Below are 25,414 nucleotides of genomic sequence, written 5' to 3'. Positions count from 1 at the left end.
CGGTGGCGGCCACGCCCAGCGCGGCGAGGCCGCCGAGCAGGGCCCGGCGCGAGGTGGCGGGGGAAGCAGTCATCGCGCGAGACCTCCTTATTCGGGGCAGACGGTCCCGGCCGGGTCGGTGGCGATGCGCATGTCCGAGATCGAGACCGCGAAGGGCGCCTTGGCCTTGAGCGCGAAGGGCTTGGTGATACCGCCCAGGTACGTGCCGTGCTGGCCGAAGCACTTGAGCGAGATCTTGAGCGAAGACCAGGTACCCGGTTGCGCCAGCGCTTCGTCGATGCGCACGGTGCCCGAACCCAGCGAGAGCGTGACGGGGGCCGTCGGCGCGGTGTCGAGGCGGTAGATCACCTCCACGTTCATGTCCGCATTGGCTTCGCGGTCGAGCTTGAGGTTGGGGCCATCGATATTCATCTGGCCTTCGCCCGCCCAGTCGAGCCGGATCGCGCCTTCCTGCCGGTCGGCGCTATCAACCAGGCGCTGCGAAACTGCGCCGTCGAGGCCCATCGTGAACGGCTTCGCAAGAATACCATCGGCGATGTAGGTGCTGGTGTTGGTGGCGCTGGCGTCAATGCCGGGCTCTTCGCCGAGCGCGGGGACGTGGCCGCTCTTCGCATAGCTCAGGCCATAGCCGAGCGCGAAGAGCGGGTCGTAGTCCGCATCGCCCGCGTTGAGGCGGAACTGGTCGGCGCGCTTGGGCCAGCTGAACGAGAGGGCGCCCGTGAAGTCGGTGGCACCGCCCACCAGCACATCGGCGATCCCTGCGCCTTCCGAGCCCGGATACCAGGCCGCGACAAAGGCGTCGGACTGGTTGATCTCGGGGTTTACCCAAAGCGGGCGGCCCGAAAGGAAGACCGAGACGGTCGGGATCCCGGCCGCCTTCAGCTTGGTAAGGAGCGCGAGCGCCTTCTTGTCGCCGGGCTGGAATTCGAGGCTGCGGATGTCGCCGCGAAGCTCTGCGTAGGGTTCCTCGCCGAAGACGACGATGGCGACATCGGGCTTCTGCTCGAAGCTGCCGTCGACCGAAAGCGTGGCCGTGCCGCCGCCCGCTTCGAGCGCCTGTTCGATGCCAGCGTAGATCGAGGTTGCGCCGGGGAAATCGGCGTTGGTATTGCCATCGCCCTGCCAGGAAAGCGTCCACCCGCCCGACTGGCGGCCGATGTCGTCGGCCGCTTCGCCCGCGACGAGGACGTTGGCGCTCGACTTGATCGGCAGCACGCCCTCGTTCTTGAGGAGGACGAGGCTCTCACGCACGGCGCGCCGGGCAATCGCGCGGTGCTCGGGCGCGCCCATGACGCTGCGCCACTTGGCTTCGTAGGGGCGGGCCGCGTCGAACAGGCCGAGCTTGAACTTGATGCGCAGGATGCGGCGCACGGCATCGTCGATGCGCGCCATCGGGATGGTGCCGTCCTCGGCGTGCTGGAGGGTCGAGTTGAACAGGCCCTTCCAGCTGTCGGGGGCCATCGCCATGTCGAGCCCGGCGTTGAAGGTGTCGGGGCAATCGGTGTTGGTGCAGCCCGGGATCTGGCCATGGCCGTTCCAGTCCCCCACGACGAAGCCGTCGAAGCCCATGCGGCCCTTCAGCACATCGGTAAGCAGAGCCTTGTTGCCGTGCATCTTGATCCCGTTCCAGCTCTGGAACGAGGCCATGACGGTCATCGTGCCGGCATCGACGGCGGGCGGATAGCCTGCATCGTGAATGCGGATGAGCGTGTCCTCATCGACCTGGGTGTCGCCCTGGTCGATGCCCTCGGTGGTGCCGCCATCGCCCAGGAAGTGCTTGACGCTGGCCGAGACGCGGCCTGCCTGGACGGTGTTGGGGGTGCCGGGCGCGCCCTGCAGGCCCTCGATCATCGGCGCGGCGTAGGCGGCGACGAGTGCGGGGTTTTCGGAATAGCCTTCGTAGGCGCGGCCCCAGCGGTCGTCCTGCGGCACGGCGAGTGTCGGGCCGAAGGCCCAGTGGATGCCGCTTGCTGCGGTCTCGGCGGCGGTGGCCCGGCCGATCTCGCGCATGAGTTCGGGGTCGTGCATCGCGCCAAGGCCGCTGTTGTGCGGGAAGAGCGTGGCGCCCACGACATTGGAATTGCCGTGGACCGCATCGATGCCGAAGATGATGGGAATGGCGACGTGGCCCTTGCGCTTCTCCAGCGCGACCGCATCGAAGGCGTGGCTGGTGGCGATCCAGGGCTCGGCGGGCGAGCGGTCGGGCGCGCCGATGGGGGGCGAGTTGCCGCCTGCAAGGATCGAGCCGAGCGGATATTCGCGCAGGTCCTCAGGCGTGATCGCGGCGGTGTCGGCCTGGATCATCTGGCCGACCTTCTCGCGCAGCGACATCTGCGCCATGAGCTTGGTGATCTTCGCCTCGATCGCGGGATCAATGAAGTCGGGGCTCTTGGCCGCAGGCCACTTGTCCGGGTGCACCGGAGTGGGCGCGGGGGCCTCGTCGCCAAGGGCAGGCTGGGCCAGCGCGAGCGCCGCGCAGGAACTGAGCGCAAACGCCTGCGCGATGCGGTTGAAACGCCTCATGTCATCCTCGTCCAGAATTTCTTCACAGGAACCGTAGGACATGCAGAATGATTGCGCTACCATTTTTCGCCGATGTGAAATTTTTGGCATCGCCAAGGCTACGCCTTTGCCTTTGGCGAAGTCCTGCTAAAGTCGGCTTATGGCAGATAGTGAGCGCAAACGCCGGTCCCCGCGATCGCGGCAGACGGGAGCCCCAACGATTGCAGACGTGGCCGCGATGGCGGGCGTCTCGATGATGACCGTTTCGCGTGTGATCAATGCCGAGCCCAAAGTGCGCCAATCCACGCGCGACACCGTGAACGAGGCGATCGCCAAGCTCAATTACGCGCCTAACCGTGCCGCGCGCAGCCTGGCCGGGGCCTCGCAGATCCGTATCGGTCTTCTCTATTCCAACCCGTCCGAGGCGTTCCTTTCGGCCTTCATCGTCGGCAGTCTGGAAGAAGCTGGCCGGCTCGACGTGCAGATCGTCATCCAGAAGGTGGAAGAGGGCGAGGAGCTGGCTGCGGCGGTCGAGCGCATGGTTGCAGGCGGCGTCGATGGCGTGATCCTGCCCCCGCCGATCTGCGAAGCCGAGGAAGTCCTTGGCGTTCTGCGCCAGTCCGGCATTCCGACCGTGGCCGTTGCCACACCCAAGGAGCAGGAGGGCATCGCTACAATCCTGATCGACGATGCGAGCGCGGCGCGCGAGATGACCGCGCACCTTGCTTCCCTCGGGCATGAGCGGATCGGCTTCATCCTCGGGCACCCCGATCTTGCGGCCAGCAAGGACCGCCATGAAGGCTATCTTCAGGGGTTGGCCGACGCGGGCTATGCCTATGACGAGGCGCTCGTCGCGCAAGGTTTCTTCACGTATCGCTCGGGGCTAGATGCGGCCGAGCAGCTGCTGGCGCAGGAAAAACCGCCGACCGCGATCTTCGCCAGCAACGACGACATGGCCGCTGCGGCTGTTGCGGTCGCGCATCGGCGCGGGCTCGACGTGCCCGGCGATCTCACCGTCTGCGGGTTCGACGATGTGGCCATGGCGACGACGATCTGGCCCGAACTCACCACGATCCACCAGCCCATCGCGGCGATGAGCCGTCAGGCCGTCGAGCTCCTCGCGACGTTCCTGCGCAACAAGCGCAGCGCCGAAGTCGGGGAGCAGCGCATCATGGTCGATTACGAGCTTGTGCGCCGGCAGTCCGACGCGGCGCCCCGCCGCCGTCCGGCAACGCGGGTTCCTGCCACCGTCTGACCTTCTCAGGCCGAGCGGATCGTCATTTCAAGCGTGCGCGTGGCGCCCGGCTCCAGAGGGGCGGGGGCATCGTGGTTGACCGCATCGGGCATGGTCGTTTGCGGTTCGGCGCAGAAGAAGTCGGCACCTTGCGGAACGAAGAGGTGGAGGTAGGGCGTGCCCGCGCTTTCGAGCACGAGGTCGCCGTCGCGCCGCGCGATGTGCACGGCGCCGTTCCATCCGGTGTAGCAGTTGTCGATAAGGTGCGGCCGTTCGAGCGGGGCGGGCGTCCTCCAGTCCCCAAGGGCGTCGGGCCTGGTGTGCTCGGTCGGGAGCATTTCGGCATCGCCCAGCCACAGGCCCTTGGCCGTAAAGGAGATCCCGGTGACGTCCGCGCGTGCGAACCAGGGGTGGAAGCCCAGGCCCGCAGGCATCGCGCGCGTGTCGGTGTTGGTGAGCTCGAGGCGCGCGGTGAGCCCTTGCGCGCTCAGGCGCAGCGTCTGGGTCAGCGCGAAGGACCAGGGCCAGTCGGCGTCGGCTCTATGCGCATGGACCAGCGTGACCGCATCCTCCCGGCTGTCGCGCACCATCCATTCGCCCAGCCAGGCGGTGCCGTGGATCGGGTGGGCAATCGCCGGATGGTTGGGGCTGAGCGAGAAGGTCTCGCCTCCCCAGTCAAAGCGGCCGTGCGCGATCCGGTTGGCGTAGGGCGCGAGGGGGAAGCAGGCGCTCTCCAGCGGCTCTGCGCTGCCCTCGGGCATGGGGCGCAGGATGTCCGCGCCCCGACGGGTCAGCGTGCGGATCAGGCCGCCCGCTGCCGGATCGAGCATGAGGGCCCAGTCGCCCGAGGCCAAGCGCATCCTTACATGTCCTCGAGTTCGCGGCCGCGCGTTTCGATTACGGTGGCGCGCACGAAGAAGAACGAGACGAGGGCGGCCAGCGCATAGAGCACGTACGTGACCGAGAGGCCGGGCGTCGTGGCCAGCGTCGGGAAGCTGACCGAGATCACCGCATTCGCGATCCACTGGGCAAAGCCGGCCACGGCGAGCGCTGAGCCACGGATCTGGTTGGGGAACATCTCGCCCAGCATCACCCACATCACAGGGCCCCAGCTGACGTTGAAGAAGACAACGTAGGCGTTGGCTGAGATCAGCGCGATGAGGCCTGCGTTGCCCGGCAGGCTCACGGCTCCGTCGGCGCCGGTGACGGCGGTCGAGAAGGCCCAGGCGACCACGCCCAGCGTCACGGTCATGCCCGCCGAGCCGATCAGCAGCAGGGGCTTGCGGCCCAGGCGGTCAATGAAGGCGATGGCGATGAGGCACGCGCCGATCGAGAGCGCGCCCGAGATGATGTTGATCTGGAGCGCGGAGTCTTCGGTGAAGCCCACGGCCTGCCACAGCGTCGCGCCGTAATAGAAGACGACGTTGATGCCCACGAGCTGCTGGAACACGGCGATGCCGATACCCACCCACAGGATCGGGCGGATCTTGCCGGTGGCCTTGTCGACGAGGTCGGAGAGCTTGGGCTGGTGATGGTCGGCGGCGAGCGAGGCCTCGATCTCGGCGACCTTGCGCTGCGCGGTGGCCGCGCCGAAGAGGCGGGTCAGCACAGCGCGGGCTTCCTCGATGCGCCCTTGCGTGACGAGGTAGCGCGGGCTCTCGGGAATGCCCAGGAGCGCGAGGAAGTAGATCAGGGCCGGAATTGCCTGGAGCCAGAACATCCAGCGCCATGCCGGAAAGTCCAGCCAGAGCGTCGCGGTCGAACCGCCAGCCCAGCGCGCCAGCACGAAGTTGGCGAGGAAGGCGCCGGTAAGGCCGGTGATGATCATCACCTGCTGCACGCTGGAGAGGCGTCCGCGCACTTCGGCGGGCGTCATCTCGGAGATGTAGACCGGCGAGGTGACGCTCGCCGCGCCGACCCCGAGCCCGCCGATGATGCGCGCGATGATGAAGATCGCCGAGGAGCCTGCCGCGCCTGCAAGGAGCGCAGAGACGAGGAAGAGGACGGCGGCCAGCATCATCGTGCCGCGCCGCCCGATCCGGTCGGACAGGCGGCCTGCGATGAAGGCGCCGAACGAGGAGCCGACAAGGATCGCGCCGACATTGATGCCGATGCCCAGGCTGCCGAGGTCAAAGGCGGCCTCGAGCCCGTTCTGGGTCCCGTTGATGACGCCCGAATCGTAGCCGAACATGAACCCGCCGATGGTTGCCACGGCGACGACGAGCGCCACCAGGCGGGCGTTGATCTCAACCCTGTCCATTCCAGTAATCCTTTCCCAACGGGCCGCCGAACGTCTTGATGGCAGCGTACGGCCCGCGCTCAAATCAGGTGTTGGCGCTGCGTGGCGCGCCCGCGGGTACATCGACCCGGAAGGTGAAGAGATCGCCCGCCTGCGGCTGCGCGGCCAGTTCGGCCTCGTTCAGGCCCTGGCGCGCGGTCGTGGCGTAGGCGGTCCGACCGTCCGGGCCGCCCAGCGTGATCTTGGTGACGTTGCTGACCGGGAAGCGAACCTCGTGGGTCAGCGTGCCGTCGGGCGCGAAGCGGCGCGCGGCGGCCCCGCCGAAGAAGCCCTGCCAGATGCCGCCCTCGGCATCGCAGATCGCGCCGTCGGGATGGCCCCAGTCGTCGCGATCGGGCGTGGTGAAGTCGAGGAAGAGCTCGCCTTCACCCGCCGTGCCGTCGGCCTGGATGGCGTGACGGAAAACGCGGCGCCCGATGGTGTCGACGTGGTAGAGCCAGTTGCCGCACGGCGAGATTGCGGGGCCGTTGGTGATGGTGATGGCCGGGATTGCGCTCTCGCGCACTTCGCCCTTGTCGAGGACGAAGACGACACCGGTTTCGCTCTCTTCCAGATTGTCCATCGAGCCGAACCACACGCGGCCCTCGGCATCGATGGCGGCATCGTTCAGACGGTTGTCGGGCAGGTCGGTGTGGACCTGTGCAATCCGGGTGAGGGTGCCGCTCTCGGGATCGAGGCGGTGCGGGCCCGACTGGAGGCCGACGATGAGGCCGCCGTGTTCGCTCGGCAGGACCCAGCCCACGTGTTCAGGGGTTGCCCAGCGGGTGAGCGCGTGGGTCTCGGGATCGACCTTGAAGACGGTGTTGCCCTTGATGTCGACGAACCACAGCGCGCCGTCGATCCAGCAGGGGCCTTCGCCAAGGTGCGCACCGACTTTCAGGAAATGGTCTGCCTGCATCGCTCTCACTCTCTCGTCCTTGTGTTCTTTTTAGGCTCGAAGGGACCGGATCAGCGCCAGCCGGCGTCGATCCAGTAATCGTGGCCGGTACACATACGGGCCCCGTGCGAGCTAAGAAAGAGGACAAGTGCGGCGACGTCGTCGGGCATGATGCGGCCCGAAAGGCATTGCGCGGCAACGATTTCCGCTTCGCCTTCGGGGCTGTACCACTTTTCCTGGCGCGGCGTTTTCACGTTGCCCGGAACCACCGTGTTGACGCGGATGTTGTCGCGGCCAAGATCGCGCGCAAGGCTGCGGGTCATGCCCGAGATCGCGGCCTTGGCGGTCTGGTAGAGAACGAGGTCGGGCAGACCCAGGTGCCAGGAGATCGAACCGAAGTTGATGATCGCGCCGCCACCGGCGGCCTTCATCGCGGGGATGACTGCCTGGGCCGCGAAGAACTGGTGGCGCAGGTTCACGTTCATGCGCTCTTCCCAGAACGCCGGCGTGACGTCGACAACAGCATGGCGATCATCGTTCGCCGCGTTGTTGACGAGCACGTCGACGCCGCCAAGCTGAGCAACGAGATCCGCCATCGTTGCCTGCACCGCGCCGATGTCGGTGAGGTCCAGGTGGTGGTAGATCGGCGCGTGGCGCGCATCTTGCGCCAGCTCGCGCGCAAGTGCGTTACCGGCCTCGTCCTGGATGTCGACGAAGGCGACCTGCGCCCCTTGCGCCACGAAGGCCTTGACGAGCCCCTCGCCGATGCCGCTCGCGCCGCCCGAGACGATGACCTTCGCGTCCTGGAGTTCGGGATAGATAGCGCTCACGCCATCGGTGGAAGCCTTGCTCAGCATCGTGTCCTGCTCGCCCACGTCTATTCTCGTTCTTTTGCTTGGATGGTTTTCAAAGAAGCCCGCGCTTGGCGAGATTCTGGAAGAGGTCGGAAAGGCCGAAGGTCCAGGGGGCGACCTCGGCCGAAGTCCGGACGGTGTTGGTCAGCGTGCCCAGGCGCGCGCTCGAGATGGTGACCGTGTCGCCCACCTTGTGCGTGAAGCCCTTGCCCGGCTCGTCACGGTCCTGCGTGGGGGCGAACAGCGTGCCGCAGAACAGCACGAGGCCGTCCGGGTACTGGTGTTCGCTCATCGCCTGGCTCAGCAGATCCTCGGGGTCGCGGCTGATCTCGCGCATGGTCGAGTGGCCTTCGAGGCGGTAGCCGTCGGTGCCCTCGATGGTCATCGCGACATCGGCGCTGCGCACGTCCTCGATGGTGTAGCCCGCGTCGAAGAGGCGGATGAAGGGGCCGAGCGAACAGCTGGCGTTGTTGTCCTTGGCCTTGCCCAGGAGCAGGGCCGAGCGGCCCTCGAAGTCGCGCAGGTTGACGTCGTTGCCAAGCGTCGCGCCCACGGCCTTGCCGTCGGGGCCGGCCACCATCACGACTTCGGGTTCGGGGTTGTTCCAGCTGGAATCCGAGCGCACGCCGATTTCGGCGTCCTGACCGACGGTTGCGAGAACCGGGCATTTGGTGAAGACTTCCGCGTCCGGCCCGATGGCGACTTCGAGGTACTGCGACCACAGGTCCTCGCCGATCAGCGTCTGCTTGAGCGCGTCGGCCTCGGGCGAGCCGGGGACGGTGGTGCGGACCGAACCGCCCAGCGCATCCTCGATCTTGCCGCGCAGTTCCTGGGCCTTGCGGTAGTCGCCGCGGGCGCGTTCCTCGATCACGCGCTCGAGCGCGGAGACCGCGAACGTCACGCCGCAGGCCTTCACGCACTGCAGGTCGATCGGGCTGAGCAGGACGGCTTCGTCCAGAACTTCGATTCCGCCCAGTTCCACGCCGCCTTCGCGTACGTGCTGCGCGATGAGATCAGCAACTGTCGGCGCGACCTTGGCCATGTCGAAGACACGTCCGTCGCGAATCAGAATGGGGCTGGGGCCTTCGCTGGTCTCGATACGGCCAAGAAACGTGCCGGCACGCCAGTCTTCGGGCAGGCCCCTGTCAAGGGCCGGTATATTTTTCATCAGTGCTATTCCCCTCCGCAGGTGTTAGCGTTATCTATGACAACCACGACAGCGTCAAGACGCGACTTTGGGATTGGTCGACCAGAAGGTTCGATCGTGAGGAGAGCGGGGCGGTTATGGCCTGGGGCAAGGCACGTAGGGCGGCGTTTTATGCGCTCACATTACCTCTTGCGGGAGTGGCTCTGGCCGCGCCTGCAGGTCAGGTCCTTGCGCGCTCCGAACGAGCCGAATCGGCTTCCTACGACTGGCAGCACGTGCGCGTCGGCGGAGGTGGTTTCACGCCCGGCATCGTCTTCAGCCCCATCGAGAAGGGGCTGGCGTACCTGCGCAGCGATATGGGCGGTGCCTATCGCTGGGACGCGAAGGCGGACCGCTGGGTGCAGCTTCTCGACGGCGTTTCCGAAGGCAGCTTCATGGGCATCGAAAGCGTCGCGGCCGATCCTGTCGATGCGGGTACGGTCTATCTGGCTGCGGGCATGCACAAGGGTGGCCCGGCGGCCATTTTTCGCTCGCGCGACTATGGTGTGCACTGGGCGCGCAGCGATGTTCCCTTCGTGATGGGCGGCAACGAGGACGGGCGTGGTCTGGGCGAACGGCTGGCCATCGATCCGTTCGACAATCAGCGCCTGTTCTTTGGCTCGCGGCACCAGGGTCTTTGGCGTAGCGACGATGCGGGCGCGAGCTGGCGCAAGGTCGAAGCCTTTCCGCTGGCAGGCCTGGGCATTCCTGAAGGTCGCCGTGCAACGCATGGCGGGCTTTCCTTCGTGGTGTTCGATCCGGCGGTGAAGGGGCGTGTCTTCGTGGGCAACGCCGATCCTGAAGGCGCACACCTCTACCGTTCCGAGGATGGTGGAGAAACCTGGCAGGCGGTTGCGGGCGGCCCGGGCAAGGGCCTCCTTGCGGTCAAGGCCGTGGTCGGCAGCGATCACGTGCTGACGGTTACGCTGTGCGACGCCATCGGCCCCAACGGCATTACGCGCGGCGCGGTCTGGCGCTTCGATCCGGCGCGGGAAAGTTGGCAGGACGTGACGCCCCAGAAGGGCCCGGATGCGCCCATGGGCGGCTACATGGGCGTGGCTGTCTCGGCGCAGGACCCTGCCATGCTGGCCGTCAGCACTGTGGATCGGGGCAATCCCGTCGACACCGTATGGCTGAGCCACGATGCAGGGGCGCACTGGGAGGCGCTGTGGAAGCGTTCGGTGCGGGACGTGTCGGCAACGCCCTTCCTCGATTTCGGTGCCAAGGCCAATTTCGGGCACTGGATCGCGGGGCTCGCCATCGACCCCTACGATGCCGGGCACGCGGCCTATGTGACGGGCGCGACGGTCTACGCAACGGACGAGCTGGACGCGGACGGCACGATGCACTGGCAGCCTTGGACCAAGGGCGTGGAGCAGACCGCGATCATCACGATGGTCAGCCCGACCGGCGGCGTACACCTGATCTCCGGCTTTGGCGATATCGGTGGCTTCCGGCATGACGACTTTGCCGTCTCGCCGGCGACGCAGCACGTGAACCCGTTTCTTTCCAACACCAACACGCTCGACTATGCGGGCGATGCACCGCAGATCCTGGTGCGCAGCGGCAATACCCACGCGCGCACGGTGCCGGACACCTCGCTTGCCTGGTCCGACGACGGGGCGACGAGTTGGAAGCCGCTCTATGTGCCCGAGGGCGAGCGCCACGCCGATGGCTCTCCCCTCCCGCAGGAGACCGGCAATGCGGCGATCACGGTCTCGGCGGACGGGAGCACATTCCTTGTCGAGACGGATGAGCCGCAGTATTCGCGCGATCACGGGGCAAGCTGGCACGCCGTCGAAGGCCTGCCCTCCCGTGTGCGGGTGACTTCGGACAAGCGCGATGCCCGCCGGTTCTATGCCATCGACTTTGCGAACAACCGGATCGTGCGCAGCTACGATGGCGGCGCGCACTTCATGGAAGCGGGCGGTCATGGCTTGCCCAGGGATCTCTCGCCCGCCTACTCGGCCAACCGCGAGGCGCCCGCGCCGATCCTGGCCGACCCGAATCGCGCCGGGTATCTGTGGCTGCAACTGGGCGGCGAGCTGTGGCATTCGCCCGATTTTGGTGAGAACTGGGACCGGACCGGCGGCGACCTCGACGTCGAGCGCTATGGTCTCGGCAAGGGCGTGTCCGATGCCGATGACCCGGCACTCTATGCGCTGGGGACAAAGCAGGGCGTGCGCGCGATCTGGCGCTCGCTTGATGGCGGTGCGAACTGGCAGCGCATCAACGATGACAAGCACCAGTGGGGCCTGCGCATCCGCATGGTGACTGGCGATCCGCGTCTGTTCGGGCGCGTCTATATTGCAACCGACGGCCGCGGCATCGTCTATGGCGATCCAAAAAGCGGCGCGGGGGAGAGGAAGTGATGAAGTTTCCACCAATCGCAGCGTCTCTGGCGCTTCTGGCCGGGGCGGCGTTTGCTGGCCCCGCGCTCGCCGCGCCCGGCGAATTGCCGCGGCTGGAAAGCAAGGACGGACGCCACGCGCTGATCGTCGATGGCGCGCCGTTCCTGATGCTGGGCGCGCAGGCCAACAATTCGAGCAACTACCCTGAGATGCTGGACGAGGTCTGGCCGGTGCTGGAGGCGATGCATGCCAACACGCTGGAGATTCCGATCGCCTGGGAGCAGGTCGAGCCGGTCGAGGGACGCTTTGATTTCAGCTATCTGGAGGCGCTGCTCGAAGGTGCCCGCGCGCACGACACGCGCGTCGTCCTGCTCTGGTTCGGGACCTGGAAGAACACCAGCCCCAGCTATACTCCGGCCTGGGTGAAGCTCGACAACGCGCGCTTTCCCCGCATGAAGGCGCCCGATGGCTCGGACCACTATGTGCTTTCGCCGCTCTCGCAAAATACGCTGGATGCAGACCGCCGGGCCTTCGTGAAGGTCATGGAATACCTGCGCGACCATGACGCGCAAAACACCGTCATCATGGTCCAGCCCGAAAACGAGACCGGCTCCTACCGGGTCCCGCGCGACTATTCGGCCGCAGCCAATGCGCAATTTGCCAAGGCCATTCCGGCGGCGCTCGCCAAGGCCGAGGGCAAGTCGGGGACCTGGGAAGAGGTTTACGGCAAGCAGGCCCCGCGCGCCTTCCAGACCTGGCATGTTGCCCATTTCGTGAACGAGGTCGCGAAGGCCGGCAAGGCGGTGAAGAACCTGCCGATGTACGTCAACGCCTCGCTTGCAGGCCCCTCCAACGTGCCCGATCCCACCGGCGTTGCCAGCGGCGGACCGCAGTGGGACGTGCTCGATATCTGGAAGGCGGCCGCGCCCGACATCGACTTCGCGGGACCGGATATTTACGACCGCGAGAGCGCGAACATCGTCGCCTATCTCGACAAGTACGCCCGGCCCGACAACGCGCTTATGGTGCCTGAAATCGGCAATTCGATCGAGTTCGCGCGCTTCTTCTGGCCCACCATCGGGCGCGGCGGGATCGGGTTTGCGCCCTTCGGCATGGATGACACCGGCTTCTTCAACTACCCGCTCGGTGCGCGCACGCTGGATGAGGAAACGCTGGGTGCCTTTGCTCTTCCTTATGCGACGCTTGCCCCCATCGCGCGCGAATGGGCGAAGATCGCCTATACCCGCCCGACCTGGGGCGCGGCCAAGCCCGATGATGGGGCCCCGCGCGAGACGGTGCTGGGCCACTGGAAGATCAGCGCGGACTGGGGGCAGTGGCAGTTCGGTGAGAAGGACTGGACCTGGCTCCCGTCCGAGCCGCCCGAATGGGCAGAGGCGCCGGTGGGCGGTGTGGCGGTCGCGCAGTTGTCCAAGACCGAGTACCTCGTCATGGGCGATCACGTGCGTGTACGCTTCAGTCCGGCCGATGGCACGGCGAACGGCGTGGTCGTTTCGGTCGAGGAGGGCACCTTCGAGAACGGCAAGTGGGTGCTGAAACGACGCTGGAACGGCGACCAGACCGACTACGGGATCAACCTTATCGACCGGCCGCAGGTGCTCAAGGTCACCACCGGTTTCTATTCATCCAAGTGAGAGCCTGACAGGGCAGGGGATACGAAAATGAAGTTTGTGAAATTGTCAGCGCTGCTTGCCGGCTCTGCGCTCTGTTCGATGCCGGCGCTGGCCGCCAGCGTGGAAAAGATCGAGGGCGGCGTCATCGTCACCCCCGACAGCGGTCCGTCCGACACTGTGACGGTGACCCTCCACGGCGATGGCATCTTCCACGTGGTGGCCGACGCCAAGGGCTTCGAGGCGCCCGCCGCCAACGCCAGCCTGATGGCGCCCAACCCGCCCAAGGCGGGCACCTACAAGGTTAGCGAGACGCAAGGGTATGTCTTCGTGAGCGCGGTCAAGGCCAGCGCCGCGATCAATACCGCGACCGGGCAGGTGCGCTTCTATGACGCCAAGGGTGCGGAGCTCCTGAGCGAAAGTGCGCCCGCCGTATTCACGCAGACTTCGGCCGACGGCACGCCCTATGTCACCGTCTCGCAGCAGTTCAACCGCGGCACCGACGAGGGCCTCTATGGCCTCGGCCAGCACCAGCAGGCGGTGATGGACTACAACGGCAAGGACGTGGAACTTGCCCAGCACAACATGGACATCGGCACGCCCTTCCTCGTCTCGACGAAGAACTACGGCCTGCTCTGGGACAACGAGAGCATCACCCGCTTCGGCAACCCGATGCCCTATGCGCTGGTGGGCGAAGAGGGCGGCCTGAAGGTCACCTCGGACGGCAAGCCCGGCTTCAAGGCGCAGTACTTCCTCGATGGCAAGCTCGCTGTCGAGCAGCAGGAAGCCTCGATCGACTACCAGTACATCGAGGACCAGGCCAAGTGGCCCGAAGCCGCCAAGGCGAAGACCGAAGCCGCAACCGAAGGCCAGAACACCGCCGGGAACGCGGTGCAGACCCAGACCGTGGTGTGGACCGGCACACTTCACCCCGAGAAGACCGGCACCCACCAGTTCCAGCTCTACGGCTCGAGCTATTACAAGGTCTACGTCGACGGGAAGCTGCTGCTCGACCGCTGGCGCCAGAACTGGAACCCCTGGTACGCCGATTTCGAGGTGCCGCTGACCGCGGGCAAGGACGCCGAGGTGCGCATCGAGTGGGAGCCCAACGCGGGCTACATGGCGCTGCTGCACAAGGACCCGATGCCCGAAGCCGACCGCCATTCGGTCTGGTTCACGAGCGAGGTCGCGCGCGACAAGGACTACTGGTTCATTCCGGGCAAGGACATGGACGGTGTCGTTGCGGGCTACCGCGAGCTGACCGGCAAGTCGGAAATGATGCCCAAGTGGGTTTACGGCTTCTGGCAGTCGCGCCAGCGCTACGAGGATGAGAGCCAGCTGCTCGACGTGCTCCACACCTACCGCCAGCTGAACTACCCCATCGACAACATCGTGCTCGACTGGCGTTACTGGAAGGACGATGCCTGGGGCAGCCACGACTTCGACGAGACGCGCTTCCCCGATCCGGCGGCGATGGTCGAGGACGTCCACGCGAACAACGCCGAGATCATGATCTCGGTCTGGCCCAAGTTCTATCCCACCACCGAGAACTACAAGGAGCTCGATGCCGCGGGCGCGATGTACCACGGCAACATCGAGCAGGGGAACAAGGACTGGGTCGGCGTGGGCTACCTCAATTCCTTCTACGACCCCTATTCGGAGAAGGGGCGCGAGATCTTCTGGGACCAGATCGAGAAGAAGATCGCGGTCAAGGGCTTCGACGCCTGGTGGGCGGACGCCTCCGAGCCGGACCTGCACTCCAACCTCTCGATCGAAAAGCGCATCGACACGATGGGCCCGACGGCGGCTGGTCCTGCGGCCGAGTTCTTCAACTCGTTCCCGCTGATGAACGCCGAGGCGTTCTACGACGGCTGGTCGTCCTACAAGCCGGACGTGCGCCCCTTCCTGCTGACGCGCTCGGGTTTCGCAGGGCTGCAGCGTTACAGCTCGGCCGTGTGGTCGGGTGACGTTGCGACGCGCTGGTATGACCTCAAGGCGCAGATCTCGGCGGGCGTGAACACCGCCATGTCGGGCTTTGCCAACTGGACGCACGACATTGGCGGCTTCTCGGTCGAGCCGCGCTGGACCGTCGCGAACCCGACGCCGGAAGACCTTGCCGAATGGCAGGAGCTGAACTTGCGCTGGTTCCAGTTCGGTGCCTTCAGCCCGATCTTCCGCAGCCATGGCGAGTTCCCCTACCGCGAGATCTTCGAGATCGCGCCGGAAGGTTCGGACATGCGCGCCTCGATGGTGTGGTACGACAAGCTGCGCTACCGCCTGATGCCCTACATCTACACCCTGGGCGCGGACACCTACCTCAAGGATGGCTCGATCATGCGCGGCATGGTCATGGACTTCCCCGAGGATGCGAAGGCCCGCGCGGTCAACGACCAGTTCCTCTTCGGCAAGGCCTTCCTGGTTGCACCCGTGGCGGATTACCAGGTGCGTGAGCGCGAGGTCTGGTTCCCGGGCCAGGGCCTGACCTGGTACGACTTCGAGACCGGCAAGGCCTACGAGGGCGGTACTTCGGCGACCGTACCGGCGCCTGCCGAGCGCATGCCGCTGTTCGTGAAGGCGGGCTCGATCGTGCCGATGGGCCCGGTCATCCAGTACGTGGATGAACAGCCCGAGGCGCCCGTGACGCTGGTCGTCTACACCGGCGCGGACGGTTCGTTCTCGCTCTACAACGACGATGGCCGCTCGCTCGACTACAAGACCGGTGCGTTCGAGCGCATGCCGATTGCCTATGACGATGCCACCGGCACCGTCACGCTCGGCGCGCGTGAGGGTCAGGGCTACGAGGGAATGCCCCAGAGCCGTACCGTGCGCGTGAAGTGGATCGCACCCGGCGACAGTGTGGCCGAGGCGACGAGCTACGATGCGCAAGTGACATGGAATGGCAAGGCGGTGCGGATCGAGCGTCCGTAACTGACTTGCGGGGTCTGGCCTGCCTCGCCTCTCCTCCTCCAAAAGTGAGGCAGGCCAGGCCCTCCCATGCAGAAGTGTGTCCCCTCGGGCAAGTCCTGAGGGGGCGATATTGACTATAAATCATAGTTGTATCGCCCAATCGTGCCGTTTTTTCGGCCTCTTGAATTAATTTGAAACAAACGCAGATGCCGCGCTAGTTGGTGGTAGCGTTACCTTTTCTGGGAGAGCCTTCCGCATGTCAGCGTCACGCAGGAACAGCCGAGCCACGAGGCGGTGTGCGTCATGCTGAAGGGGCTTCATCCCTCCCGGCGCGCCTTCCTCGCCAGCGCGCTGGGAGCGGGCGGTCTTGCCGGACTGGCCGGACCGGCGCAGGGGCAGATCGCGACGAAGCCGGGGCCGGTCGAGCCGACCTGGAATTCGCTGGTGGCGAACTACCGCTACCCCGACTGGTTTCGGGACGCCAAGTTCGGCATCTGGTCGCACTGGGGCCCGCAGTCGGTGCCCGAGCAGGGCGACTGGTACGGCCGCTTCATGTACATGCAGGGCCACCCCATGTACGAGCACCATCTGCGCACCTATGGCCATCCCGCCGACACCGGCATGATGGAAGTCCAGAAGCGCTGGACCGCCGACAAGTGGGACCCTGAAGGCCTGATGGACCGTTTCGTGAAGGCGGGCGCGAAGTACTTCGTCAGCCTCGCCTGCCATCACGACAACCTGGATTGCTACGATTCCGCGCACCACGGCTGGAACTCGCTGCGCGTCGGGCCGGGGCGCGACGTGGTCGGGACCTGGGAGAAAGCGGCGCGCCGTGCAGGCCTCAAGTTCGGTGTCTCCAACCACACCTCGCATGCCTGGCACTGGTACCAGCCTGCCTATGCCTACGATCCCGAAGGACCGCGTGCGGGCGAGCGCTACGATGCCTACCATCTGACGAAGGCGGATGGCGCAGGCACCTGGTGGGAGGGCCTTGATCCGCAGGATCTCTATACCGGCCGCCACATGGTCGCGCCGGACGGCATTGAAAGCATCGCGGCCATGAACGCCTGGCACGACGCGCACGACGGCGAGTGGATCGAGAGCACGCCGCCCGGCGACACCGCCTTCGCGCGCCAGTGGTTGCTGCGCCAGATGGATCTGGTTGCGAAGTACCGCCCTGACTTCTGCTACATGGACAATTACGAGCTGCCCTTCGGGCCCTATGGCCTCGCGGCGGCGGCGGACTACTACAACCGCTCGCTTGAATGGCATGGCAAGATCGACGTGATTCTGACCGCCAAGCAGCTGACCCCGCGCGCGCGCTTCGGGCTCGTACAGGATGTCGAGCGCGGCTTCACAGACCATCTCTGGGATGAGCCCTGGCAGACCGACACGTGCCTTGGCGACTGGTTCTACAACCGCGCGCGCTTTACCGACAAGAGCTACGTGCCCGCAGCCGCCGTGGTGCAGCGCCTTGCTGACGTCATCTCCAAGAACGGCAACCTGCTCCTGTCGGTGCCCCAGCGCGGGGATGGCACGATCGATGCCGAGGAAGAGAAGATCCTCGACGATCTCGCGCGCTGGTTCACGGTGAACGGGGAGGCGGTCTACGGCTCGCGCCCCTGGCACGTCTACGGCGAGGGACCGACCCAGCTTCAGGTCGGTATGCAGAACGAGGGCGGCTTTGAAGGCTTCGTGCCGGGTGACGTGCGCTTCACGACCAGGGAGGACGCGCTCTACCTCTTCGTGCTGGCAACGAGAGATGCGCCGCTCCAGGTCCGGGCGCTTGGCCGCCGCGCGCTGGCGCAGGCAGGCAAGGGCCGGATTGCGCGGATCACGCAGGTGGGCGGTGGCCCGGTGCGCTTTCGCCAGGACGCAGATGCTCTGCACCTCGACCTCGCGCCGGAGGACCTGTTCGTGCCGGTGCTCAAGATCGAGGGGCCGGGGCTCGTTTGATTGCCCCGGTCGGCAAGCAATGGAAAAACAGGAGAGAGCGATGTTTTGGCGAATGGTTCGGTGCGGCTGGGGAATGGCAGGCGCCCTGGCGCTGTCGGTCCTGCCCGCGATGGCAGGCGCCGAAGAATTGCCTCGGATCGCCACGAAGGATGGGCGCCAAGCCCTGATGGTCGACGGTGCGCCGTTCCTGATGCTGGGCGCGCAGATCAACAACTCCAGCTCCTGGCCTGCCGCGATGCCTGGCGTCTGGCCCGCGATGGAGGCCATGCACGTCAACACCGTGGAAGCGCCGATCGGCTGGGAGCAGATCGAGCCCGAGGAAGGGAAGTTCGATTTCTCCGCCGTCGATACCTTGCTGGACCAAGCTCGCGCGCACGATGTGCGCCTGGTCCTCCTGTGGTTCGCGACCTGGAAGAACACCAACCCGCAGTACGCGCCGGCCTGGGTGAAGCTGGATAATGACCGCTTCCCGCGTATGCGCCGGGCCGATGGAACCTTCCACTATGCACTTTCGCCTTTCGCGAAGTCGACGCTCGAGGCCGACAGCCGGGCCTTTGCTGCGCTCATGGGCCACCTGAAGGAGGTCGATCCGCAGAACACGGTCATCATGGTGCAGGTCCAGAACGAGCCGGGCACCTATGGCCTTGCCCGCGACCACTCGCCGGCGGCCGAGAAGGCCTTTGCCGCCCCCGTTCCTGAGGCGCTGCGCCGGAAGACGGGCAAGGGGAAGGGGACCTGGCAGGAGCTCTACGGGCGCGATGCCGAGCTCTATTTTCACTCCTGGCATGTCGCGCGCTACATCGATGCGGTTGCCGCTGCGGGAAAGGCGGTAAAGCCGCTGCCGATGTACGCGAACGCTGCGCTGACCGGAAATCCGTTCGACTGGCAGGATCCCAATACCTACGCGAGCGGCGGCCCGGCCAACACCGTGGTCGACGTCTACAAGGCGGCCGCCCCGCATCTCGACCTTGTCGGGCCCGACATCTACACCACGAAGCACAAGGATTACCTCGGCTTCCTCGACAAGTACGACCGCCCGGACAACGCGCTCTTCGTGCCCGAGACGGGTCATGCGAAGGAGTACGCGCGCTTCTTCTTCGAGGCGATGGGGCGCGGCGCGATCGGCTGGTCGCCCTTCGGGATCGACCGCCTGCGCTACTTGCCGAGCTTTCCGGTCACCTCGAAGCTGAACGATGAGGCGTTGACCCCGTTTTCGGCGAACTACGCCCTGTTCGAGGGGCTCGACCGGCTCTGGGCCAAGTGGGCCTTTGCGGGCAAGACCTGGGGCGCGGCGGAACCGGAAGACCCGGCGGACGAACACCGCGAGGTATTGGATCTCGGCCGCTACAAGGCCGAGGTCAGCTTCGGGCGCGGCGACTGGGGCATGGGGGAGGCCAAGGGCAACGACTGGCCCAAGGGCGGTGCGGTCCTCGCTGAAATCGCCCCCGATGAATACCTCGTCACTGGCCGCTTCGCGCGCGTGACGTTCGAGATGGCCGACCCTGCCCGCGCGAACCTCATCCTCGATCGCGTCGAGCAGGGCCATTACGACGCGGAGGGCAACTGGGTCTTCGAGCGGGTGTGGAACGGGGATCAGGTCGACTGGGGGCTTAACTTCACCGCTGCCAACCAGATCCTGCACGTGAAGCTGGCGAGTTACCCGATCCGGTAAGAAGAAGAGTATTTCCGAGGGCCATCGCCCTCGGGCTCCCCATAATATCTAGCCCACCTTTCGCGCGCCTCGGTGGCTGAGAAAGGTGAGGCAGACAGTATGGGGTCAAGGGGCGATGGCCCCTTGAATCATCACTTTCTATCCCTTGTGCCGCGGCAGCCGCAGCCCCCAGTGGATCGCCGCGCCGCGCAGGCAGAAACCGCAAAGCGTGGCGAGGATCGTCGCGAGCCCGGACGACAGCCCGGCCATGGTCAGGCCCAGGAAGACGCCGGCCGCCAGCAGCGCGGCGGTCACGTAGAGTTCGTTGCGCAGGAGGATCGAGGGGACGCCTGCGACCACGTCGCGGATGACGCCGCCCATGCACGCGCTCATCACGCCCATGGCGACGGCGGGAAGGGGGGCCGCGCCCAGGCTGAGCGCCTTGCCGGTGCCGAAGACCGCAAAGGCGGCCAGACCGCCCGCATCGAACCATTCCAGCGCACGCTCGGGCCAGATGCGGGTGGGCAAGAGCCAGACCAGGATGCCGACCGCAATGCACAGCACCAGCGGGGCCGGAGAGAGGATCCAGTTGACCTGAACGCCCGTGAAGACGTCGCGCAGCGAGCCTCCTCCGATACCGGCGACGGTGGCGAAGAAGATCGAGGCGATGATGTCGAGGTTCTTGCGCGCCGCGACGAGCGCCCCCGAAACCGCGAACACGGCGATCCCGGTGTAGTTCACGATGTCGAGGATCGGCCCGACGAGAACGAGTTCAGCGGGGACGAGTTGGGTGGCAACAGGCATCACCCAGCCTTACACACGCCCGGGCGTGAGGGGGAATAGGGGGCGACCCGCAGGCGGTGCGTTGTCCGAAGGAATTTTCGTATCGGAGAAACTTAGTGCCCCTGAAACGACAGAAGGCGCCCCTGTCGGGGCGCCTTCCGGAAATTCGTGGCGCGAAGGCCCGAGATGCTTACTTGGGCGAGAGCACCATGAGCATCTGACGGCCTTCCATGCGCGGGTAGGCTTCGACCTTGGCGATCTCGGCGACGCCTTCCTGCACGCGGCGCAGCAGGTTCATGCCCAGCTGCTGGTGCGAAAGTTCGCGGCCGCGGAAGCGCAGGGTGACCTTCACCTTGTCGCCCGCCTCGATGAAGCGCTGTACGTTGCGCATCTTCACGTCATAGTCGTGGTCATCGATGTTGGGACGCATCTTGATCTCTTTGATCTCCTGCGTCTTCTGGGTCTTACGCGCTGCGTTGGCCTTCTTCTGGGCCTCGTAGCGGTACTTGCCTACATCGAGAAACTTGCACACCGGCGGATCGGCGTTGGGCGACACTTCCACGAGGTCGAGGCCGACATCGGCCGCACGCTCGATTGCGTCACGCGTCGAAAGGACGCCAACATTCTCGCCGTTCTCGTCGATCACGCGGACCTTGTCGGCTTGGATGAACTTGTTGTAGCGCGGTCCGCTCTTGACCGGTGGCGCCATCATGCGCCGGGGTGGGGGTGCTATATGCGTTCTCCTGAGTCGTTACTCTGAAATCGTGCGAATGCGGGCGTCCTTAATGCGAATCGTCGCCTCGCGCAAAGTGCGATTTTCCAAACGTTCCACAATGGATGCCCCGGCCGGAGACCCGGCCTTGTCCTTCTATATAGGCAATCAGGCCGCTTTTCGCCAGAGGGGGTAGCGAACAAGCCGTTTTTGCGCCGGGATCAGGGCGTCGATGGCCTGGGCAGGTTGCAAAGCGCCGAGGATCGCGGGATCGTCAGCCGCCATGCCTCCGGTGAGCGCACCAAACGCCGGGAGGATGAGGCGCGTCTCACTGGCCACGGTGCAGGCGCGGCGGATGCGGCGCCCGCGTGCGGTCACTTCCAGACGGGGGTGGAAATGCCCGGAAAGCTCTGGCTCGGTGACGTTGGGATGGGCCTCGTGGCGCAGCGCAATGCCCGAGACGCGCATCTCTGCCACGCAGGTGCCGCCCGCCGCCGTTCCCAGTTCGGGATCGTGGTTGCCGGTGATCCAGACCCAGTCGAGCGCGCGGGTGAGGGCATCGAGCATGCCCGCCGCGTGCGGCTCCAGGCGCTCCGGCCCTGCGCTGTCGTGGAAGTTGTCGCCGAGCGCGAAGACCCGGCGTGCGCCGGTCTTGCGCACCGCCTGCGCCAGACGCTCGAGCGTCTCGCGGCTGTCGTAGGGCGGCAGCATCTGTCCGGTGCGCGCGTAGAAGCTGGCCTTCTCCAGGTGCAGGTCGGCAACCAGCAGCGCATCCTCGCGCGGCCAGTACAGCGCACCGGGGCGCGAACCGGAGCCTTCCAGCAGGACCATCTCCTGCGCGCAGAACGAAAAGGGAACCATGGCTTTTCCTTGCCGTGTCCGGTCCGATTTGGCAAGCGCGTGCCCACAACGAGAAACAGGACAGCTATGACCGATTGGGCCCCCCACACTCGCCGCGCCAGCGAATGGTTCGAAACCCTGCGCAACCAGATCTGCGCCGAGTTCGAGGCGATCGAGCGCGAAGCCGGCAGCGAGGCCTCGTTCCAGTACACGCCCTGGCGGCGCGATGCGGTCGACGATGAAAAGGGCGAGACCGGCGGCGGTACGCGCGGACTGATGAAGGGGCAGGTGTTCGAGAAGGTGGGGGTCAACATCTCCACGGTCCACGGCGCTTTCGGCAAGGAGTTCGCAGGCTCGATCAACGGTGCCTCGGTGGAGCGCCCCGAATTCTCGGCCACCGGGATCAGCCTTGTTGCGCACATGGCCAACCCGCATGTGCCCGCGGTCCATATGAACACCCGCTTTCTCACCACGACCAAGGCCTGGTTCGGGGGCGGCGCGGACCTCAATCCGCCGCTTCCCTACGATGAGGATACCGAGGAATTCCACGCGGCCTTCAAGGCGGCCTGCGACGCGCATGGCGAGGACTACTACGAGCGCTTCAAGGCCTGGGCGGACGAGTACTTCTACATTCCCCACCGCAAGGTGCACCGGGGCGTGGGCGGGATCTTCTACGATCACCTGGAATGCGCCGACGAAGCGATGTGGGAGGCGAACTTTGCCTTCACGAGGGCGGTGGGCGAGGCGTTCCTCGCCATCTTCCCCAAGCTGGTGCGCCGCCGCATGGGGATGGAATTTACGCCTGCCGACAAGGCGCAGCAACTGGAATGGCGCGGACGCTACGCCGAGTTCAACCTCGTCCATGACCGGGGCACGCTGTTTGGCCTCAAGACCGGCGGCAACATCGATGCCATCCTGATGAGCCTGCCGCCCGAGGCGACCTGGAGTTGAGCCGCCAGGACTTCTGCAAGGCGCCCTGGGAGGTCGATCTCATGGCCGAAGCCGGGCGCCTGCTGGCCTCGGTCTTCGGGCTGATCGACCGCACGCCGCTGGCGGGCAAGTCCACGCTGGAAATCGACACCATGGTCGAGCGCTTCATCGTCGATGAACTGGGCGCCCGCCCGGCGAGCAAGGGGCAGTACGGCTTTCCCTATGTGCTCAATTCCTCGATCAACTCGGTCGTGTGCCACGGCATGCCCAAGGACAGCGATGTCCTGAAGGATGGCGACATCGTCAACTTCGACATCACGCTGGAAAAGGGTGGCTATATCGCCGATTCCAGCAAGACCTATCTGGTCGGTGAGGTGCATCCGGCCGCGCGCAAGCTGGTCGAGACGACCTACGCCGCGCTCTGGAAGGGGATTGCCGAAGTGCGCCCCGGCGCGCGGCTGGGCGATATCGGTCACGTCATCGAACGCCACGCGCACCGTGCAGGCTATTCAGTCGTGCGCGAGTTCTGCGGGCACGGCATCGGCCAGCAGATGCACGAAGAACCCCAGGTCCTCCACTTCGGCCGTCCGGGCACCGGCGTCCTGATCGAGGAGGGGATGACCTTCACCATCGAACCCATGCTCAATCAGGGTCGACGCGGCGTGCGTCAGGAGAAGGACGGCTGGACTGTGCGCACGCTGGACGGTGGCCTCTCCGCGCAGTTCGAGCACACCGTTGCGGTTACGGCGAGCGGAGTGCGCGTGCTGACCCTGCGCCCGGAAGAGCGCGCGATGGCGGCGAAGCTGGAGCGGGCGGGGGCGTTCTAGGTTGAAAGAGTAAGAGGACGTTCCGAGGGCCATCGCCCTCGGGCTCCCGGAATCGGCAGCGGCAGTTCGCCTCCGGTACCATCGCGCTGCACAGGCTAGGATGCAGGGTAATGGGGGCTGCGCCCCGGGCGCAAGCTTCCATGCTCACGCTGCGCTCGACAGGTTTGGGGAGCCCGAGGGCGATGGCCCTCGGATGTCCCTTCTTCTACTTTCCGATCAAACGGCGGCGAAGGCGTGCGTTCCCCAGTTGACCACGCGCTCTTCCTGGGTTGTGCCTGTGGTTGTGCGCGCGGCGATGGTGCTCATGAAGTGCCAGGCCCCGCGCACGCTGTCTTGCGTGAGGTCGAGCGAGACGTAGCCGCGGCGGCTGGCGTCGCACAGCGAGAGGCCGGGGTTGGCGCCTTGCAGTGCGCGCGCCAGGTTCTGCGGGGCAACCGAAGGAAGGTAGCTCTCGAAGCCCGGCGAGGTGACCGAGTGGCCTGCGTATTCGACACCGACGGGGGCGCCATCAAGGCTGAGGTTCTGGCCCCAGGCGTTGTGGCTGTCGCCCGAGAGGACGACGAGGTTCGCTTCGGCCTCGCGCGCGGCGCGCAGCAGGCGTTCGCGTGCCGCCGGGTAGCCGTCCCAGGAATCCATGTTGAAGGGCAGGCCGACCTTGCTGGCCGCCGCGATACCCGTGAGCGCCTGGCGCACCTTGGGATCGGCACCGTTGGGGGTGATGTCGGCCATCTCGGTAGGCGACTTGAGCGAGCCCATGACGATCTGCTGGGCGAGGACCTGCCAGCGTGTGCCGGACTTGACCGACTGCGCGATCTCGCGGTTGAGCCATTGCTCCTGCGCTGCGCCCATGACGGTGCGGGCCGGGTCCTGCCAGGCGCCGTCGCGAAATTCGATCATGGCCCGGGCGATGTCGTCCTTGCCCGCGAGTGCCCTGGCGAAATCGAGCTGTTCGACGCGTCCGGTGATGCGGGTTTCGGGGCGGAAGATCGTGGCGAGCGAGCCGATCTGGAAGCTGTTGTAAGGAGTGTCGGAGACCGGCATCCATTCGCGGTAGACGCGCTCGGCGATGGCGCGCCGCGCGCTCCAGGGGCCTTCGGTCTCGCTCTGGTGGTTCTCCGCACCGTTCATCCAGGCATCGTTGGCGAGTTCGTGGTCGTCCCACTGCGCCAGCATCGGGAAGCGGCGGTGGAGGGCCTGGAGGTCCGGATCCAGACGATAGGAGGCGTAGCGCAGGCGGTAGTCCGCGAGCGTCAGGATCTCGTGGTCGGGCTGAACCTCGCGGCCCGCCATGGCCTTGGCGGGATAGGAGCCGTTGGGGGCGTATTCGTAAAGGTAGTCGCCGACGTGGATGACGAGGTCGAGGTCGTCGCGCTTGGCCGCATGGGCATAGGCGTTGAAGAAGCCGAAGGGCATGTTCGAGCAGGAGAACAGCCCGATGCCGAAGCGCGCGACATGGCCGGTGGGCAGCGTGCGGGTGCGGCCAACATCGCTGATAGAGCCATCGGGGGCGATGAAGCGGTAGTGGTACCAGCGGTTGGGGGCGAGGCCGGTGACAACGAGCTTGGCGCAGTTGTCATGCTCGGGCGAGGCGATCACCTCGCCGCCCGACACGACCTTGCTGAAGGCCTCGTCGGCGGCGACTTCGCAGCGCAAGTTTGTCTCGCCGCTGCCGACGTAGCGCGTCCACAGGAGGACCGAATTGCCCGAAGGCTCACCGCTCGCTACGCCGTGGGTGAAGCCCTGTGCGGTCATTGCCTGGGCCAGGCCCGGCAGCGCCAGGGCGCCGAGGCCAAGGAGGCTGCCCTGGATGAGAAGGCGGCGGTCGAGAGTGAGAGGCATGGCAGGCAGTGTCCTGTGTCGCAGGCTATCGGGAAACG

Annotated in this window: 18 protein-coding genes; 8 read left to right on the top strand and 10 right to left on the bottom strand. The window is 66.0% G+C overall.

All coding sequences use genetic code 11. The annotated features are described in order from the left end of the window. Positions 1–87: 87 nt before the first annotated feature. Entirely contained in the window at positions 88–2,523 is a 2,436-nt protein-coding gene (locus MTR65_RS07825) for a glycoside hydrolase family 3 protein (protein ID WP_243798849.1), read from the bottom strand. A 139-nt stretch (positions 2,524–2,662) separates the two neighbouring features. Here MTR65_RS07825 and MTR65_RS07820 point away from each other — a divergent pair, with 139 nt between their 5' ends. Then, on the top strand, positions 2,663–3,757 hold the full coding sequence (locus tag MTR65_RS07820; protein WP_268739310.1) for a LacI family DNA-binding transcriptional regulator: 1,095 nt from the start codon (positions 2,663–2,665) through the stop codon (positions 3,755–3,757). Positions 3,758–3,762: 5 nt separating this feature from the next. Here MTR65_RS07820 and MTR65_RS07815 read toward each other — a convergent pair whose 3' ends face one another. From MTR65_RS07815 to MTR65_RS07795, 5 genes are read right to left on the bottom strand one after another with little or no spacing between them, the layout of a single operon-like run. Next, on the bottom strand, positions 3,763–4,596 hold the full coding sequence (locus MTR65_RS07815; protein WP_243798846.1) for an aldose 1-epimerase: 834 nt from the start codon (positions 4,594–4,596) through the stop codon (positions 3,763–3,765). Positions 4,597–4,598: 2 nt separating this feature from the next. Continuing rightward, positions 4,599–6,098, bottom strand: coding sequence for a sugar porter family MFS transporter (locus MTR65_RS07810; protein ID WP_268739309.1), 1,500 nt, complete (start codon positions 6,096–6,098; stop codon positions 4,599–4,601). Next, positions 6,061–6,933 (bottom strand): SMP-30/gluconolactonase/LRE family protein, encoded by an 873-nt coding sequence (locus MTR65_RS07805; RefSeq protein ID WP_243798855.1) that lies wholly within the window; start codon positions 6,931–6,933, stop codon positions 6,061–6,063. The genes MTR65_RS07810 and MTR65_RS07805 overlap by 38 nt, the downstream gene beginning before the upstream one ends. A gap of 50 nt (positions 6,934–6,983) precedes the next feature. Then, on the bottom strand, positions 6,984–7,769 hold the full coding sequence (locus tag MTR65_RS07800; RefSeq protein WP_243798853.1) for a D-xylose 1-dehydrogenase: 786 nt from the start codon (positions 7,767–7,769) through the stop codon (positions 6,984–6,986). Between the two features lie 49 nt (positions 7,770–7,818). Further along, complete coding sequence (locus tag MTR65_RS07795; RefSeq protein WP_243798842.1) at positions 7,819–8,934, bottom strand: fumarylacetoacetate hydrolase family protein; 1,116 nt, start codon at positions 8,932–8,934, stop codon at positions 7,819–7,821. Positions 8,935–9,188: 254 nt separating this feature from the next. Between MTR65_RS07795 and MTR65_RS07790 the strand changes: the two genes are divergently transcribed. From MTR65_RS07790 to MTR65_RS07770, 5 genes are all read left to right on the top strand, one after another. Further along, positions 9,189–11,324 (top strand): beta propeller repeat protein, encoded by a 2,136-nt coding sequence (locus tag MTR65_RS07790; protein WP_243798840.1) that lies wholly within the window; start codon positions 9,189–9,191, stop codon positions 11,322–11,324. Next, complete coding sequence (locus MTR65_RS07785; RefSeq protein WP_243798837.1) at positions 11,324–12,955, top strand: DUF5597 domain-containing protein; 1,632 nt, start codon at positions 11,324–11,326, stop codon at positions 12,953–12,955. The genes MTR65_RS07790 and MTR65_RS07785 overlap by 1 nt, the downstream gene beginning before the upstream one ends. A gap of 27 nt (positions 12,956–12,982) precedes the next feature. Next, positions 12,983–15,859, top strand: a complete 2,877-nt coding sequence (locus MTR65_RS07780; protein ID WP_243798835.1) for a TIM-barrel domain-containing protein — start codon at positions 12,983–12,985, stop codon at positions 15,857–15,859. Between the two features lie 282 nt (positions 15,860–16,141). After that, entirely contained in the window at positions 16,142–17,794 is a 1,653-nt protein-coding gene (locus tag MTR65_RS07775; protein WP_243798833.1) for an alpha-L-fucosidase, read from the top strand. A 73-nt stretch (positions 17,795–17,867) separates the two neighbouring features. After that, on the top strand, positions 17,868–19,466 hold the full coding sequence (locus MTR65_RS07770; RefSeq protein ID WP_243798831.1) for a DUF5597 domain-containing protein: 1,599 nt from the start codon (positions 17,868–17,870) through the stop codon (positions 19,464–19,466). Positions 19,467–19,604: 138 nt separating this feature from the next. On the opposite strand, the gene MTR65_RS07765 is transcribed toward MTR65_RS07770, so the two are convergent. The 3 genes from MTR65_RS07765 to pdeM all read right to left on the bottom strand — a co-directional run bounded on the left by MTR65_RS07765 (position 19,605) and on the right by pdeM (position 21,801). Continuing rightward, complete coding sequence (locus tag MTR65_RS07765) at positions 19,605–20,249, bottom strand: trimeric intracellular cation channel family protein (RefSeq protein WP_226632626.1); 645 nt, start codon at positions 20,247–20,249, stop codon at positions 19,605–19,607. Between the two features lie 169 nt (positions 20,250–20,418). Beyond that, positions 20,419–20,940 carry a translation initiation factor IF-3 gene (infC, locus tag MTR65_RS07760; RefSeq protein WP_039388811.1) on the bottom strand — a complete coding sequence of 174 codons (522 nt, stop codon included), beginning with the start codon at positions 20,938–20,940 and terminating at the stop codon, positions 20,419–20,421. 168 nt (positions 20,941–21,108) lie between these two features. After that, positions 21,109–21,801, bottom strand: coding sequence for a ligase-associated DNA damage response endonuclease PdeM (gene pdeM, locus MTR65_RS07755; protein ID WP_243798828.1), 693 nt, complete (start codon positions 21,799–21,801; stop codon positions 21,109–21,111). 66 nt (positions 21,802–21,867) lie between these two features. Here pdeM and hemF point away from each other — a divergent pair, with 66 nt between their 5' ends. Next, positions 21,868–22,731 (top strand): oxygen-dependent coproporphyrinogen oxidase, encoded by an 864-nt coding sequence (gene hemF, locus MTR65_RS07750; RefSeq protein WP_243798826.1) that lies wholly within the window; start codon positions 21,868–21,870, stop codon positions 22,729–22,731. After that, positions 22,728–23,537: a type I methionyl aminopeptidase gene (map, locus tag MTR65_RS07745; protein ID WP_268739308.1), complete on the top strand. Its 810-nt coding sequence runs from the start codon at positions 22,728–22,730 to the stop codon at positions 23,535–23,537. The genes hemF and map overlap by 4 nt, the downstream gene beginning before the upstream one ends. A 216-nt stretch (positions 23,538–23,753) precedes the next feature. Here the strand turns inward: map and MTR65_RS07740 are convergent, their stop codons facing one another. After that, the gene (locus tag MTR65_RS07740; protein ID WP_419145037.1) at positions 23,754–25,376 is read right to left on the bottom strand and encodes an alkaline phosphatase D family protein; all 1,623 of its coding nucleotides are present in this window, start codon (positions 25,374–25,376) and stop codon (positions 23,754–23,756) included. Positions 25,377–25,414 lie beyond the last annotated feature (38 nt).

It is taken from the genome of Novosphingobium mangrovi, from assembly GCF_022818885.1.
Taxonomy (GTDB): Bacteria; Pseudomonadota; Alphaproteobacteria; order Sphingomonadales; family Sphingomonadaceae; genus Novosphingobium; species Novosphingobium mangrovi.
Note: the sequence above shows the minus strand (reverse complement) of the source record. Positions and strands in the feature narration are given on the sequence as shown.